General features: G+C 62.5%; 12 protein-coding genes. 7 read left to right on the forward strand and 5 right to left on the reverse strand.

The genetic code is table 11. The annotated features are described in order from the left end of the window. Window positions 1-3: 3 nt before the first annotated feature. Both AC6I99_RS00835 and AC6I99_RS00840 read left to right on the forward strand, forming a co-directional pair. Window positions 4-1,167, forward strand: a complete 1,164-nt coding sequence (locus AC6I99_RS00835; RefSeq protein ID WP_497943882.1) for an Mrp/NBP35 family ATP-binding protein — start codon at window positions 4-6, stop codon at window positions 1,165-1,167. A 166-nt stretch (window positions 1,168-1,333) separates the two neighbouring features. Further along, on the forward strand, window positions 1,334-3,493 hold the full coding sequence (locus tag AC6I99_RS00840; RefSeq protein WP_497943881.1) for an amylo-alpha-1,6-glucosidase: 2,160 nt from the start codon (window positions 1,334-1,336) through the stop codon (window positions 3,491-3,493). 48 nt (window positions 3,494-3,541) lie between these two features. Here AC6I99_RS00840 and AC6I99_RS00845 read toward each other — a convergent pair whose 3' ends face one another. From AC6I99_RS00845 to AC6I99_RS00865, 5 genes are read right to left on the reverse strand one after another with little or no spacing between them, the layout of a single operon-like run. Continuing rightward, window positions 3,542-4,759: a CaiB/BaiF CoA transferase family protein gene (locus AC6I99_RS00845; protein ID WP_497943880.1), complete on the reverse strand. Its 1,218-nt coding sequence runs from the start codon at window positions 4,757-4,759 to the stop codon at window positions 3,542-3,544. Beyond that, the gene (locus AC6I99_RS00850; protein ID WP_309931548.1) at window positions 4,756-5,904 is read right to left on the reverse strand and encodes a thiolase family protein; all 1,149 of its coding nucleotides are present in this window, start codon (window positions 5,902-5,904) and stop codon (window positions 4,756-4,758) included. Before AC6I99_RS00850 ends, AC6I99_RS00845 begins: the two co-directional genes overlap by 4 nt. A 1-nt stretch (window position 5,905) precedes the next feature. Beyond that, the gene (locus tag AC6I99_RS00855) at window positions 5,906-6,307 is read right to left on the reverse strand and encodes a Zn-ribbon domain-containing OB-fold protein (protein ID WP_497943879.1); all 402 of its coding nucleotides are present in this window, start codon (window positions 6,305-6,307) and stop codon (window positions 5,906-5,908) included. Next, window positions 6,304-6,522: a ferredoxin gene (locus AC6I99_RS00860; RefSeq protein ID WP_497943878.1), complete on the reverse strand. Its 219-nt coding sequence runs from the start codon at window positions 6,520-6,522 to the stop codon at window positions 6,304-6,306. The genes AC6I99_RS00855 and AC6I99_RS00860 overlap by 4 nt, the downstream gene beginning before the upstream one ends. Further along, window positions 6,519-7,808: a cytochrome P450 gene (locus AC6I99_RS00865; protein WP_497943877.1), complete on the reverse strand. Its 1,290-nt coding sequence runs from the start codon at window positions 7,806-7,808 to the stop codon at window positions 6,519-6,521. The genes AC6I99_RS00860 and AC6I99_RS00865 overlap by 4 nt, the downstream gene beginning before the upstream one ends. A 331-nt stretch (window positions 7,809-8,139) precedes the next feature. Here AC6I99_RS00865 and AC6I99_RS00870 point away from each other — a divergent pair, with 331 nt between their 5' ends. The 5 genes from AC6I99_RS00870 (at window position 8,140) to AC6I99_RS00890 (ending at window position 13,739) form a co-directional block, all read left to right on the forward strand. Next, window positions 8,140-9,147: an ABC transporter permease gene (locus AC6I99_RS00870; protein ID WP_309931541.1), complete on the forward strand. Its 1,008-nt coding sequence runs from the start codon at window positions 8,140-8,142 to the stop codon at window positions 9,145-9,147. After that, window positions 9,144-10,058, forward strand: coding sequence for an ABC transporter permease (locus tag AC6I99_RS00875; protein WP_497943876.1), 915 nt, complete (start codon window positions 9,144-9,146; stop codon window positions 10,056-10,058). Before AC6I99_RS00870 ends, AC6I99_RS00875 begins: the two co-directional genes overlap by 4 nt. 73 nt (window positions 10,059-10,131) lie before the next feature. After that, on the forward strand, window positions 10,132-11,685 hold the full coding sequence (locus tag AC6I99_RS00880) for an ABC transporter substrate-binding protein (protein ID WP_497943875.1): 1,554 nt from the start codon (window positions 10,132-10,134) through the stop codon (window positions 11,683-11,685). A 76-nt stretch (window positions 11,686-11,761) separates the two neighbouring features. Next, a complete protein-coding gene (locus AC6I99_RS00885) occupies window positions 11,762-12,769 on the forward strand; it encodes an ABC transporter ATP-binding protein (RefSeq protein ID WP_497943874.1) in 1,008 nt (335 codons plus the stop codon). Further along, the gene (locus AC6I99_RS00890; protein ID WP_497943873.1) at window positions 12,750-13,739 is read left to right on the forward strand and encodes an ABC transporter ATP-binding protein; all 990 of its coding nucleotides are present in this window, start codon (window positions 12,750-12,752) and stop codon (window positions 13,737-13,739) included. The genes AC6I99_RS00885 and AC6I99_RS00890 overlap by 20 nt, the downstream gene beginning before the upstream one ends. The last annotated feature ends 50 nt before the right edge of the window (window positions 13,740-13,789 follow it).

Below are 13,789 nucleotides of genomic sequence, written 5' to 3' on the forward strand. Positions count from 1 at the left end.
ACCATGGATGGTTTCCCAGCGGGCATCGCAGCCGCGGTCCGCGAGGCAGTGGGGCGGGTGAGCGATCCCGAACTGCGGCGCCCCCTTGCTGAACTCGACATGATCAAGGGAGTCGAGGTCACGGGCGGTGTCGCCGTCGTCGGCATCACGCTGACCATCTCGACATGCCCCGCCGCCGCCCGCATTGAGCGGGACGTCCACGCGGCGGCAACCGCCGTCGACGGTGTTAAAGAGGTACGCATCGACGTCGGCGTCATGACCCCGGAGCAGCGCGCGGCACTCACCGCCAAGCTTCGCGAGGGACGCAGCCGGTCAAGCCTGCCGTTCACCAAAGAATCGCTCACCCGCGTTATCGCCGTCTCCAGCGGCAAGGGCGGCGTGGGCAAGTCAACCGTCACCACGAATCTGGCCGCCGCGATGGCTGCGCGCGGGTTGAGCGTCGGAATCATCGACGCCGATGTTTACGGGTTCTCGGTCCCCGGGCTCCTGGGACTTTTCGACAGTCAGGGCAAAGTCATCAGGCCCACCCGCATCGACCACCTTGTGCTTCCGCCCGTTGCGCACGGTATTAAGGCAGTGTCGATCGGCATGTTCCTGCCCGAGGGTGCCGAGGACACAGCTGTGTCATGGCGTGGTCCCATGCTGCACCGCACTATGGAGCAGTTCCTCAATGATGTCTACTTTGGGGACCTCGACGTGCTTCTCATCGACTTGCCGCCCGGAACCGGCGACATCGCAATCTCGGTGGGGCAGATCCTGCCACACGCGGAAGTGATCGTCGTAACGACGCCGCAGCCGGCCGCCTCTGGGGTTGCGGTCCGGAGCGGCATCCTGGCCCGCGAGTTCGACCAGCGGGTCATTGGGGTGGTCGAAACAATGTCTCCCATGCTGCTCGCCGACGGCAGCTCCTTCGAGCCGTTTGGAGCCGGCGGCGGGGCGGCGGCGGCGACGAAGCTCTCCGCCGTTGGCTCCAGCGTGCCTCTGCTCGCCTCGATCCCCTTCAGCACGGGCCTGCGCTCGGGCGGGGATACGGGAGTTCCAATAATCGCAGCCGCTCCCGAAGATCCCGCGGCACGTGCCTTCACCGAACTCGCCGAAAGGCTCGCCGTGCGTCCCCGCGGGCTGCCCGGACGCAGGCTGCCGGTCTCACCCGCGTCCACTCCCTGACATCGAGCGGATTTCGCTGCTTCCGCACAAGGCGGGGTCCTCCTGGCTGCAAGCGCGCTATGGCAGGTGGAGAGCAGCCGGCGTAGTGTCGGTTTCAACGACGAACCTTGGGGCTGGCACACGTATCCGGCAGCGGCTTGTCGGGTCAATTCGAGCAGGGGCCGGGATGGCTGGATGGAATGCTGACACTGCGGCCGGGCCGCTAGGGACCGGGACTATCACCTTGGTTGAGGGATCGTCCTTCTGCATCTCCCTGCCGAACGGAAACATCCATCCCGAACTGTCCCACGGTGTTTTCTTTCAGGACACCCGCATCCTGTCTGGCTGGAGCATCACCGTCAACGGCCAGCCTTTGGAGCCGTTGGCGGCAGAGACGAAGGAACCGTACCGGGCACAATTTGTGAGCCGCGTTCCCCGAACAGACGGGTATGCGGACAGCACGCTGATTGTGGAGCGCCTACGCGAAGTGGGTGCAGGGATCCAGGAACAGGTCACCATTCGAAACTACTCAGCGGAAGCTGCCGCATGTGTCATATCCGTGCGGATTGAAGCAGATTTCGCTGACCTCTTTGAGGTCAAGGAGGCGCGGATCCAGCGGCGGTGGGACCAAACACGTCAAGCTGACGGTGATTCGTTGACTATCCAGGCTGTTTGGCAAAACGTCCGGAAGGGCATTCTTGTTCAGGCTCCCGGGGCCGACTTATCGCCCGAGGCCTGTGAATACCGTATGTCCATCGCGCCACATGGTCACTGGAGCACGATCCTGACCGTAGTACCCGTCACCGAAGGGGCTGGCCCCGCGAGGCCGTTCGTCCATCGTGACGGAAACGGATTGTCCCTGCGGGACCGGCGCCACCAGGAGTGGGTGGCCAAGATCCCGGTAGTAGAGATGGGAAACCGATCCATCGAACGGACGTTGCGGCGAAGTTACGATGACTTGGGCGCCCTTCGCATCGAAGACCCCAACTATCCCGAGCGCGTCGTAGTCGCCGCGGGGGCTCCTTGGTTCATGACGCTGTTCGGTCGCGACTCGTTGTGGGCCTCGGAAATGTCCCTGCCGGTGGACCCGTCCTTGGCACTGGGCACCTTGCAGACACTGGCTGACCGCCAAGGCACTGAAGTGGATCCAATAAGTGAGGAGGAACCGGGCAAGATCCTGCACGAAGTCAGGCTCGATGTCTCCAGCGGGCTGTCTTTAGGAGGCAAATCCATCTACTACGGCAGTGTGGACGCGACTCCGCTGTTCGTGATTGTGCTTGCGTCTGTTAGCCGCTGGGGATTCGCAGCGGACGCCATTGCGGCCCTGCTGCCCCACGCCGACCGCGCGTTGGAGTGGATCCGGGATTATGGTGACAAGGACGGCGACGGATTCGTCGAGTATGAACGTCTCAACGATCACGGGCTGATCAACCAGGGCTGGAAGGACTCGTGGGACGGGATCAACTTCGCGGACGGCACGATGGCCGAGGGCCCCATCGCACTGTGCGAGGTCCAGGCTTACGTTTATGCCGCCTATATAGCGCGCGCATGGATGGCGAGTGAAGCAGGCGACGCGAACTTGGCGACCGAGTTCATTGATCGTGCCGCCCGATTGAAGAAACAGTTCAACGAGCAGTTCTGGATGCCTGAGCGCGGCTACTACGCCATCGCACTGGACGGTAAGAAGCGCCAAGTGGATGCCTGCGCGTCCAACATGGGCCAGTGCCTATGGCCCGGCATCGTCGATGACGACAAGGCGCCGCTCGTGGCTGAGCGCCTGATGTCCCCGGAAATGTTCAGCGGCTGGGGCGTGCGAACGCTGGCCAGCGACATGGGCGCCTACAATCCCGCCAGTTACCACAACGGATCGGTCTGGCCGCACGATAATGCGATCATCGCCGCTGGCTTGGTGCGTTATGGCTTCGTCGTCGAGGCGCAGCGGATCGCCATGGCCCTGCTTGAGGCGGCCGGGTTTTCCGATGGCCGGCTCCCGGAGTTGTTCTGCGGCTTTACCAGGGACGAGGTGGTGGCCAAGCCGGTTCCGTACCCCACCGCCTGCTCACCGCAGGCCTGGGCGGCCACCACCCCAATCCGACTGGTAACGAGTCTGATGCGGTATGACGCCTATGTTTCCCGCGGAAGCTTGTGGATGGATCCTGAATTCCCGGAGTCCTTCGGCGACCTGCACATCACCAATGCCCCCTTGGCTGGTGGACGGATCACCATCGATGTTGCCGGTTCAAGCGCATCTGTCCGTGGCTTGCCCGAGGGGATGACGTTCCACCGAGGGCGCCGTCCGTGGCTGGCCGAACTCATGGAAGAACCCAAACCGCCCCTGGACAAGTAGTGCCGGGACCAACAGCTTCGGGGTGGCGAAGTCCTTCACAGCAGCGAGTTATTGCTCTTCGCCCGCAAGAACTACCCCGTCGGCCAGCAATTCAGCGACCTCTGCTCCGGACATCCCAAGCTCGCCTGTGAGGATGCCCAGCGTGTCTGCGCCGAGAGCCGGCGGGTAGGCCGGTTCGACGTCGACGGTGTCGACAAAGCGGATCGGTGTTGCCACATTCTCGAACGAGGTGGCGCCTTTCCTGAGGGTAAGCAGTGAACCATCCTGGGCTTCGCGTGCGTCCTCGAGGGCCTCGAGGACGTTCTTCACCGGCGCGACGGGAACCGACGCGTCTGCCAGGAGCTTCACCCATTCCCCGGCGGGCCTCTCGGTGAAACGCTTTTCGAGGATCTCCCATAGTTCCTCTTTGTTCAGCAGCCGACTGGCGGCATCAATGAAGCGGTGGTCGCTGACCAGTTCGTTGGCCCCGAGTACTTGGCACAGGCCCTCCCACATTCGGGGGGTATTGGCGGTGACCACGAATTCCCGGCCGTCGCCTCCCCGGAAGGAACGATAGGTGGCGATGGAGTCGTGGCCCGCTCCTTGCGGCTGCGGTGCGGTGTTATTAACGGAGGTGTACAGGGCTTGGTAGGACAGCATTGCCAGCTGGCCCCGCAGCATCGAGACATCGACGATGCGACCCCGGCCCGTCTCACGCTGTGCTCGAAGAGCAGCCAGGATCCCGATCACGGCGTACAGTCCAGCTACGACGTCACCGGCAGGGATACCCAACCGGGCAGCCGGGGCGTTTGGGTGGCCGGTAAGGCTCATCACCCCGCTGAGCGCCTGCACCACCATGTCGTAGGCCGGGCGGTCGCGGAGCGGGCCCTCCTGGCCGAAGCCGCTGATGGACGCCCAGATGAGCGAGGGCTGGGCCTCGAGAATTGTCTCTGGTGAGAGTCCCAGCCGGGCGGTCACTCCGGGCCGGAAGTTCTCGATGACCACGTCGGCGTCCGCGATCAGGCGCTTCATGACCTCGATACCCCGCGGAGCCTTCAGATCGATCGCGATGCTGCGCTTGTTGCGGTTGTTCGCCAGGTAGTACGCGCTGACGTCGTCGATCTCGGGGCCAGCGATGGCGCGGCTTGAGTCGCCACTCAGCGATTCAACCTTGATGACGTCTGCGCCGAGGTCGCCGAGCAACTGCGTTGCCGAAGGGCCTGAGAGGAAGGTGGTGAGATCGATGACGCGGATACCCTCCAGTGGTGGGCGCTGGATCCCGGTCATGCCGCCTCGAAGATGTGGATGGTGCAGGCACCGTGGTCGAGTCCGGCGGTGCCGCCGCCGGTGACGTGCGTCATCGCCCAGCGAGCGTCATCGATCTGCCGTGCCCCGGCCTGATCGGTGAGCTGCCAGAATGCCTCGGCGATCTGCGCTACACCGCTGGCGCCGACCGGGTGGCCCTTTGCGAGCAGGCCTCCGCTGGGATTCACTACGACGTCGCCACCAAAGGTGGTCTTGCCGTCGCGAAGAAGATCGACTGCGTGCCCAGGCTCGGCGAGGCCGAAGGCCTCGTAGTAGATGAGTTCGGCGATCGAGAATGCGTCGTGCAGTTCGATCATGTCCAGGTCCTTGGGACCGATGCCGGCCAAGGCATAGGCGTCACGGGCCGAGTCGTAGGTAATGTCGGGCTTGGTCATGTCGCGGAAGCCCTCGGCAACGTGGCCGGAGTGCAGCACTGAGGCGGCCACGCGGATGGCCGGCTTGGATTCGAGCCGCTTGCGTGCGCGCTCGGAGGCAAGAACGACGACGGCGGCACCGTCACCTGTGGGACAGCACATGGGCAGGGTCAGCGGGTCCGCAATGGGGCGGGCGTTGAGAACCTCTTCGACGGTGATTTCCTTGCGGAACTGTGCGAAGGGGTTCAGTGCGCCGTGTTTGCGGGCCTTGACGCTGACCAGCGCGAGGTCCTCCGGCGTCGCCTCGGTGTCGTGCAGGTAGCGGGTGGCGCGCATGGCGTAGACGGCAGGCATGATGATGCCCTGTTTGACTTCGCGATCCTCTGGAGAAAGCGGCAGCGTGCCGCCGCCGAACTGCGTCAGTTTCTCGACGCCGATGACTACTGCGACATCGATGAGGCCCTGCGAGATGGCCTGCCACGCTTCGTGTACGGCGGTGGCGCCGCTTGAGCAGGCGTTGTCGACGTTGACTGTGGGAACAGTGCCGAGCCCGATCTCTTTGCAGATGCGCTGCCCGGTCATCATGCCACCGTAGGAGTGGCCGACATAAACGGCGTCGACGTCCGACTTTTCAATTCCAGCGTCGCGGATCGCATCGATGAGCGGAGAGACAGCGAGGCCGACGTACGACGACGTGCGGTACTTCCCGAACGGGATCATCGCCGCCGAAATCACAAAGACGTTCTCACTCATGTTAAACCTTTCGTTTTTCGCCGGTCGCCGGCACGAAGAACCAGTCGTCATCGACACCAAGCTCCACCCGCATGTCGGGGCGAAGCGGAATGTCGCCCTCGTGGATGTCGGCCAGGGTGCGTACGCCGTTGTCCAGGTCGACGTAGCCAAGGGGGCGGATGCCTTCGTTGCCGACATGAATGCGGGTGAAGGAGTAGAGCACACCGGTAGTTGGCAGGGCCACACGGCTTACATCGCGGCTGATGCAGGAACTGCAGACCACCCGGCTGCCGATCATCGTGCAGCCACATGCGTTGCACTGGCTGCCGACCAGGCGCTGCCCTTCGGGAAAGCTACCGATGAGGCTGTCTGCCTCCATGTCTGCAATGGGCAGGGAGGCTGGGGCCTCGGTAGTCGCAGTCATTGCGCGCCTTCCTTGTTGGCTGCGGCCGCCAAGGCGATGGCCCGCGTGGGGCAAACATTGATGGCCATCTGGATCTTGTCTTCGGGGTCACCGAGTTCGTCGGTGACGATTGCGATGCTGAGATCGTCGAGATCAAAGGTGTTCGGGGCGTAGAACGTACACTGCCCGGATCCCATGCAGCGGTCGCGGTCGACGGTGAGGTTTTCAGACATCATGCCCCCTTCGGCGTGTACTCAAGGTAGAGCTGGTTGTGGCCACGGAACTTGTAGCTGCGGATCAGATCCCACTCGCGGGCGCCATTTGAACCGTGGTGCTCCTCGCTGATCCACATGCGGTCGGTGCGTTCGAGGAAGCGCTGGATCGAGAAGACCGCTTCGGCGCGTGCCAGCGGGGCGCCAGGGCATGTGTGGATGCCACGGCCGAAGGCGAGGTGCTGCCTGGCGTTCGCACGTTGGATGTCGAACTCGGCCGGATTATCGAAGAGGCGGGGATCGCGGCCCGAAGCGCCGTGCAGCAACATCACGACGGTGCCGGGGGCGAGGTCGAGGCCGCCGATGCTGGTGGCGACTTTGGTGAGCCGGAAAGAGCCCTTGATGGGCGCTTCGATGCGGAGCGTTTCCTCGATGAACTTGGGAATCAGCGAGGGCTCACGGCGCAGCAGGTCCTGCAGGTCCTGGTCTTCGGCGATTCGCTGCAGGGCGATGCCCATCAGCTGCACGGTGGTCTCCTGGCCGGCAGCAAACATATTGGAAGCGATCCGGGCGACCTCAAGTGGCTCGGGCAGGGAGCCGTCGGGGAAGGTGGCCAGTGCCATGCCGGTGATCACGTCGTCCTTCGGATCATTGCGGCGCTCCTCGATCTTCGCGACGAAGTAGTCGTAGAGCCGCTCAATGCTGCTGTGATGGTTGGCCTGGAGCTCAAGGTTGCCAAGCACGGGACCTGGAGCCGAGGCGAGCAGCTCAAGGAGCATCGGGTGGTCCTCCTCGGGCACGCCGAGCAAGTCCGCGACGGCCAGGATGGTGTAGCCCTTGGCGTAGTCCCAGATGAAGTCGCAGTGGCCTCGCTGGATGATCCGGTCCAGGAAGTGGTCTGCCGTGCGCTTGAGGAAGTCCTCGTTCTCCTTGAGTCGCTTCGGCGTTATGAGGCCCATCAGGAGCGTGCGATGGTCTGTGTGAACCGGTGGATCGAAGGTGACGATCTGGTCATTGTTCGGGAAGTACTCCCGGTGCTTCTCGAGAAGATCACTCAGGTCATCTCCAACGAGTTCGACGGGGATGTCGAGAACAGGCCCGCCCGTGCGGTTGATCGAAGAATAGACCTCAGGCTGGTGGTACACCTGCAGTGCTTCTTCATATCCCGTGACGATCACTACGCCGTACTTTGGCTCCCGCCACACCGGATGGTTGGCAAGCATGTGGTCGAAGTACGGCTCTGCCGTCTTCGCTGTTTCCGGATCGGTGAAGAAGTCAATCCTGGTGGGATCGATATCGACGGTGGTCATCTGAGTCCCTTTCCCTTCGGCTCATGCGTTTGTTTTATTCAACAGAACAGATGTCCTGTTAGGCGCTTTTCAAAGCATGGATCTCGTATGGGGCAATGTCAAGCCCGCTTATCGCGGAAGCTTCAAAACCAAAGAATGCGCCGTCCTTGACACCGAATGGTGAGTCATGCCACATTTAGTCGAGATTCGTTGAAAGGTTCAGCTGTTCCGTTGAAGGAACACGGCGTCAGGCCAGTCTCTTACGAATAAACCCACGACGAAGGAGTCGGCGAGTGCAGCCAGGTCCCTTGATGCATCATCAATCCCCTAATTTGAGGCGGGAGCGGGCGTCATGCCGTTAAACATCTTGCAGCGTGTGGGATACGCCCTCCTTGTGATCGTCCTGGTCACAGTGGGCACCACTCTGCTCCTCAGCTTTGCTCCAGGCTCCGTTGCCGAGGTCATTCTTGGCGAAGGCGCCACTCCGGAGAACATCGCCACGCTCAAGGCGCAGCTTGGGCTTGACCTGCCGATGTGGCAGCAGTATCTCAACTGGTTGGGTCATGCTCTCCAAGGTGACCTGGGCGCATCCCCCATCACCCACGTCCCGGTGATGACGGCAATCATGCAAAGGCTGCCGGTCACCCTGGAAATCGCATTTCTGGGTTTGGCAATCGCGCTCGCCATCGCCGTCATTCTCGGCGTTATCTCGGCGGCCATGCCCGGCAGCGCTGTGGACCGGGGCATCAACGTCCTCACGTCGGTGTTTATCTCCGTTCCGCCGTTCGTCTCAGGACCACTGCTCATCTTCATTTTCGCGGTGGGTATGCATGCCTTCCCATCGGTGGGCTGGTCACCCTTGGAAGCAGGGCTCGGCCCGAACCTGAGAAACGCGTTCCTTCCCGCGCTCTCGGTGGCTTTCATGGAGATTGCCTCGTTCCAGCGGGTGCTGCGCACTGACCTCGTCAGCACCCTGCGGGAGGACTACGTGGCTGCAGCGCGTGCAAAGGGCATGGGCAAGGCATATGTGATGTTCCGTCACGCATTTCGCCCGTCCTCGTTCTCGCTGCTGACCGTTGCCGGCATCAATCTCGCCCGGCTCATCGGAGGAACGATCGTGGTGGAGACGCTTTTCGGCCTCCCGGGGCTTGGGCAGCTTGTCTCCAACGCGATCATGCAGCGCGATGTGATCACAGTTCAGGGCGTGGTGACGTTCATCGCGGTCGTGTTCGTGATCGTGAACATGCTCGTTGACATCAGCTACGGCTTGATCGACCCGCGGGTCCGGAAGGCTGAGCGGGCGGCGAAGAAGAAGACCACGGCCGCATCGAGGATCCCAAGGAAGGCCGTTCAGGCATGAGTATTACGACGACGACCAAGTCCACGGTGAAGACACCAAACACCACCCGCCCGGGCTCTGGCGGCCCGGGAATCCCCCATGTCCCACCAGTAAAGAAGCAGAGGTCAGTTACCGTCTGGTTCGCTTACTTCTGGCTGGCAATCATCATCCTGTTGGCAACTTTCGCTTGGGTTCTCCCTCTCGCGCCCTACGACGCCCCCGTTGGCAGCCCGCGGACGCCGCCGAAGCCAGGAGATCTCGATCTTCTCCTCGGCACGGACAAGGCGGGCCGTTCGATCCTTGCGCGAACCATCTGGGGCGCCCAGATCTCGCTTGTGGTGGGCACAGTGGCAGGTCTCTCGGGAGCATTCCTTGGCACAGTCCTGGGCTTGATTGCCGGGTATTACCGCAAGAAAGTGGACTGGGTCATCACGTTGGTCGCAGATGTTCTGCTTGCGTTCCCGGTGCTGATCCTGCTCCTCGCCATCACTGCGATCTTCTCCCCGAGCATCCCGACCCTTGTCATCGGGCTGACCGTGGCAAGCATTCCAACCTTCATGCGCCTGGCCAGGGCAAGCACGATGTCCTGGGCGAGCCGGGAGTTCGTACGGGCCGCCAAAAACATGGGGGCGGGAGACTTTCGCATCCTCACGCGGGAAATCCTTCCAAACCTTTTGCCGACGCTTTCCTCGTTCCTCCCCATCGTCGTTGCCGGACTCATCGTGGCGGAGGGGTCACTCAGTTTCCTTGGCCTCGGCGTGCCACCACCCACTCCCAGCTGGGGAGGAATGATCAACGGCGCAAGCGAAGTGCTGCAACGAGCCCCCCACATCGTGTTCGTCCCCGCGATCGCGCTTTTCCTGACGGTGTTCTCACTGAACCAAGTGGGGGACCACCTGCGCGGCAAGTTCGATCGCAGCATGCAGGGCTAAGGCACCCACCAGAAGATCCAACCCACACGAATTTCCAATCTCCGGAAAAATCAGAAAGGCCATCGTGATTTCAATGAAGAAGTCCACAACGGCAGCCGCCCTCGTGGTGGCCGCCGCACTTGCCCTCAGCGGCTGCGCAGGCGGAGGGACATCGTCAGACTCAGCGCCCGCCGCAGACCCGGTTTCAGGGGGCATCGCCAGAGTCGTCGAGGCAGGTACGCCCACCAGCCTGGACCCGGCGCTGCTGCAGAACACCGGCCCACGCATGCCTGTCACGGGCAATTCGCTCTACGGCCAGCTGGTCACGGACGATCCTGTAACAGGCGAGATCAAGATGGGGCTCCTTGAGGAGTTCGCCACCAGCGACGGCGGAAAGACGTTCGCCGTTCGTGTTCGGGAAGGAGTCAAGTTCTCCGACGGGACACCCTTCACCGCGGATGCCGTCAAGTTCGGCTGGGACCGCATCAAGCTTCCCGCGACGGCCTCCTCGGTGATCGGTACGGCCGCGTTGATCGACAACATCAAGGTAGTGGATGAACTGACGGCAACGGTCACCATGACGAAGCCGACACCCCACTTTCCCAGCGCGGTGCTCTTCACCCAGATGAACTGGATCGGCTCACCAGCTGCGCTTCAGGCCGGAGCCGCGGCGTTCAATGCCAACCCGATCGGGGCCGGCCCGTTTGTGCTTGAGAAGTGGACGCAGGGAGACGTGCTGAAACTCAAAAAGAACCAAAACTACTACGTTCCCGAGCTGCCGTATCTGGACGGTGTTGAGGTTCGCGGCATCGCCGATCCGTCCCTTGCCTACAACGCGCTTGCGAGCGGCCAAGCCGACGTTATTGCGACCTCCACCCAGGAGAATGCGGCCAACGCCCAGGACTCCGGACAGGCCGCTACGCCCTACATACTTGGCGGCGGCAACGGCCTGATCATGAACACGTCCAAGGCGCCGTTCGATGACGTGCGCGCCCGCCAAGCAGTGTCATATGCGCTGGACATGGAGAAGCTCAACGAATCGGTCTATGGCGGATTTGGTGAACTCCCCAAGACACTGTTCAAGTCCGACTCGCCGCTCTTCGCCGACGTGCCCGTTCATACCTTTGATAAGGACAAGGCTCAGAAACTGTTCAATGAGCTCGCTGCCGAGGGCAAGCCCTTGAACTTCACCATGGCCGTCTTCCCTGGTTCGACCGCCATGTTTGAGGCTGTGCAGGCCCAGTTGAGCCAGTACGACAACGTCACGATCACGGCCAACCAGCGCGACCAGTCCGAACAGGGCTCCCTTCCTGCCAAGGGTGATTTCCAGCTTCTCAACTCGGCGATCGTGTTCAATGATCCCGATCCACGCATCTGGCTCGCCCTTAACGGGGAGGCCGGAAGCTCGAACTACAGCCGGCTCAATGACGCCGGGATGAACGCAGCACTCAACGCTGGGCGGGACGGAAAGACTGTCGAAGAGCGCGCGGCCGCCTACAAGAAGGTCGCGGAGAGGTTCCAAGAGCTCGTTCCAATGATCCTTACGAATGTTGCGTACTTCGGCACCGTAGAGAGCAGCAAAGTCCACGGAATCCACTTGTACGGGATGGGCTCGCTCGCCCCGGACACTCTCTGGCTTCAGCCCTGAGAAAGGTGGTGCTGCAGGCCGACACCGTGCAGCACCACACAACCCCGTTTCAAAGCATCGAAGGAAGGCGAAACACATGAGCGGCGAAGAAATGCTGCTGGAGATCCGGGATCTTCACGCATACATCGGCTCTCCCCGGGGCATTGTCAAAGCTGTTGATGGTGTCAGCTTCAACCTGCGCCGCGGCGAGGCCCTCGGCATCGTGGGCGAGTCAGGCTCCGGCAAGTCCATTACTGCCCGCGCGGTCATGGGCCTGATGCCCCCAAGATCTGCCCGTACCGGAGAGGTATGGTTCGAAGGGCGGGACCTGCTTTCACTGGGGCGCAAGGACCTGCAGGAGATTTGGGGCAACAAGATCGCCATGGTTTTCCAGGATCCCGGGCGATCGCTGAACCCGGTGGTGCGCATTGAGCGGCAGCTCACCGAGGGCATGCGGAAACACTTGGGAGTCTCGAAGTCAGAGGCACACAGCCGCGCGCTCGGGCTTCTCAAGGAAGTCGGCGTGCCCGACCCCGAACGCCGTCTGAGGGCCTACCCCCACGAGCTGTCCGGCGGCATGCGCCAACGGGTGATGCTCGCCGTCGCGCTTGCCTGTGAACCAGACCTGCTCATCGCAGACGAGCCCACCACCGCGCTCGACGTGACGATCCAGCGTCAAGTGCTGGATCTGCTTCGCCGTATCCAGATTGAGCGCAAGATGTCGCTGATGCTGATCTCGCATGACCTGCACGTCGTAGCGGGTAATACCGACAGGGTGGCCGTGATGTACGCCGGACGCCTCGCCGAGGTCGGAGCGAGCCGCGAAGTGTTTGACGATCCCCAGCACCAGTACACCAACGCCCTGCTCGCCGCGACACCCACTATTGAGCACGAGCGGCATGCTCCGCTCAATGTCATTCCCGGTTCGCTTCCGTCCCCGACGGATCCGCCCAGTGGCTGCCGGTTCGCGCCACGTTGCTCCGCGGCGACGCCTGGCTGCGGCGAGGCGCAGCCGCCAATTACGAATATCGGGCGGGATCATGCAGTCGCGTGCTTCCACCCTGTGACCACGAATGCAAAGGAAGGTGAGCTCGTTGGCCGGTAGTGGAAGCGCGCATCTACGCGGAGACGAGGCGGTCCTCTCCGTCCGGGATCTTGAGGTCGAGTACCACACGTCGCGGGGAAGCTTCAAAGCGGTGGCAGGAGTGAGCTTCGACCTGCTGAAGGGCGAGTCCCTCGGCATCGTCGGAGAGTCCGGGTGCGGCAAGTCCACCACTGGGCGCGCCGTGCTGCGGCTGGACCATATCGCGGGCGGAAACATCCGCTACAGGGAGGAACCGATCGAGTCGGCTTCGCCGCAACGGCTGCGCGAGCTTCGGAGGGACATGCAGATGATCTTCCAGGATCCGATCAGTTCCCTGAACCCGAGGCGCCAGGTCAAGGACCTGGTGATGGAGGGGCTTGCGATTCAGGGCGTTTCCCAGAAGGAACGCGATGACCAAGCCCCCGAAATGCTGACGCAAGTAGGGCTTCCGAGCGAGCGCTTCGCCGAAATGATGCCACGGCAGCTCTCGGGCGGCCAGGCCCAGCGGGTGGCGATTGGCCGCGCCCTGGCCGTCCGCCCTGGGCTGCTCATCTGCGACGAACCGGTCTCGGCCCTCGACGTATCGGTGCAGGCCCAGATCCTCAACCTGCTCGAAGACCTGAAGACCAAATACGATCTCACGATCGTGTTCATCGCCCACGACCTCGGTGTCGTACGGAGCTTCAGTGACAAAGTCCTCGTGATGTATCTCGGCAAGACCTGTGAATTCGGCGACTCTGTGGAGGTGTACGACAGGCCGGCGCACCCTTACACCCGCGCGCTTCTGGACTCGGTTCCCTCACCGGATTCAGAGGGCGGCTTCGCCGGCCCCTCGCTGAAGGGCGACATCCCGTCCCCGCTCAACCCTCCGTCAGGTTGTCGCTTCCGTGCCCGTTGCCCGGCTGCCCAGGCACGCTGCGCAGTGGAAGAACCGGAGATGCGCGAGGTGAGGCCGGGCCAATACGCCGCCTGCCACTTCCCGCTCGATTAGCAAACTTTGCAAACGCACGAGCCAAATCTTATCTAGGAAACCCGGGCACG

It is taken from the genome of Arthrobacter sp. TmtSoilC77, from assembly GCF_059739415.1.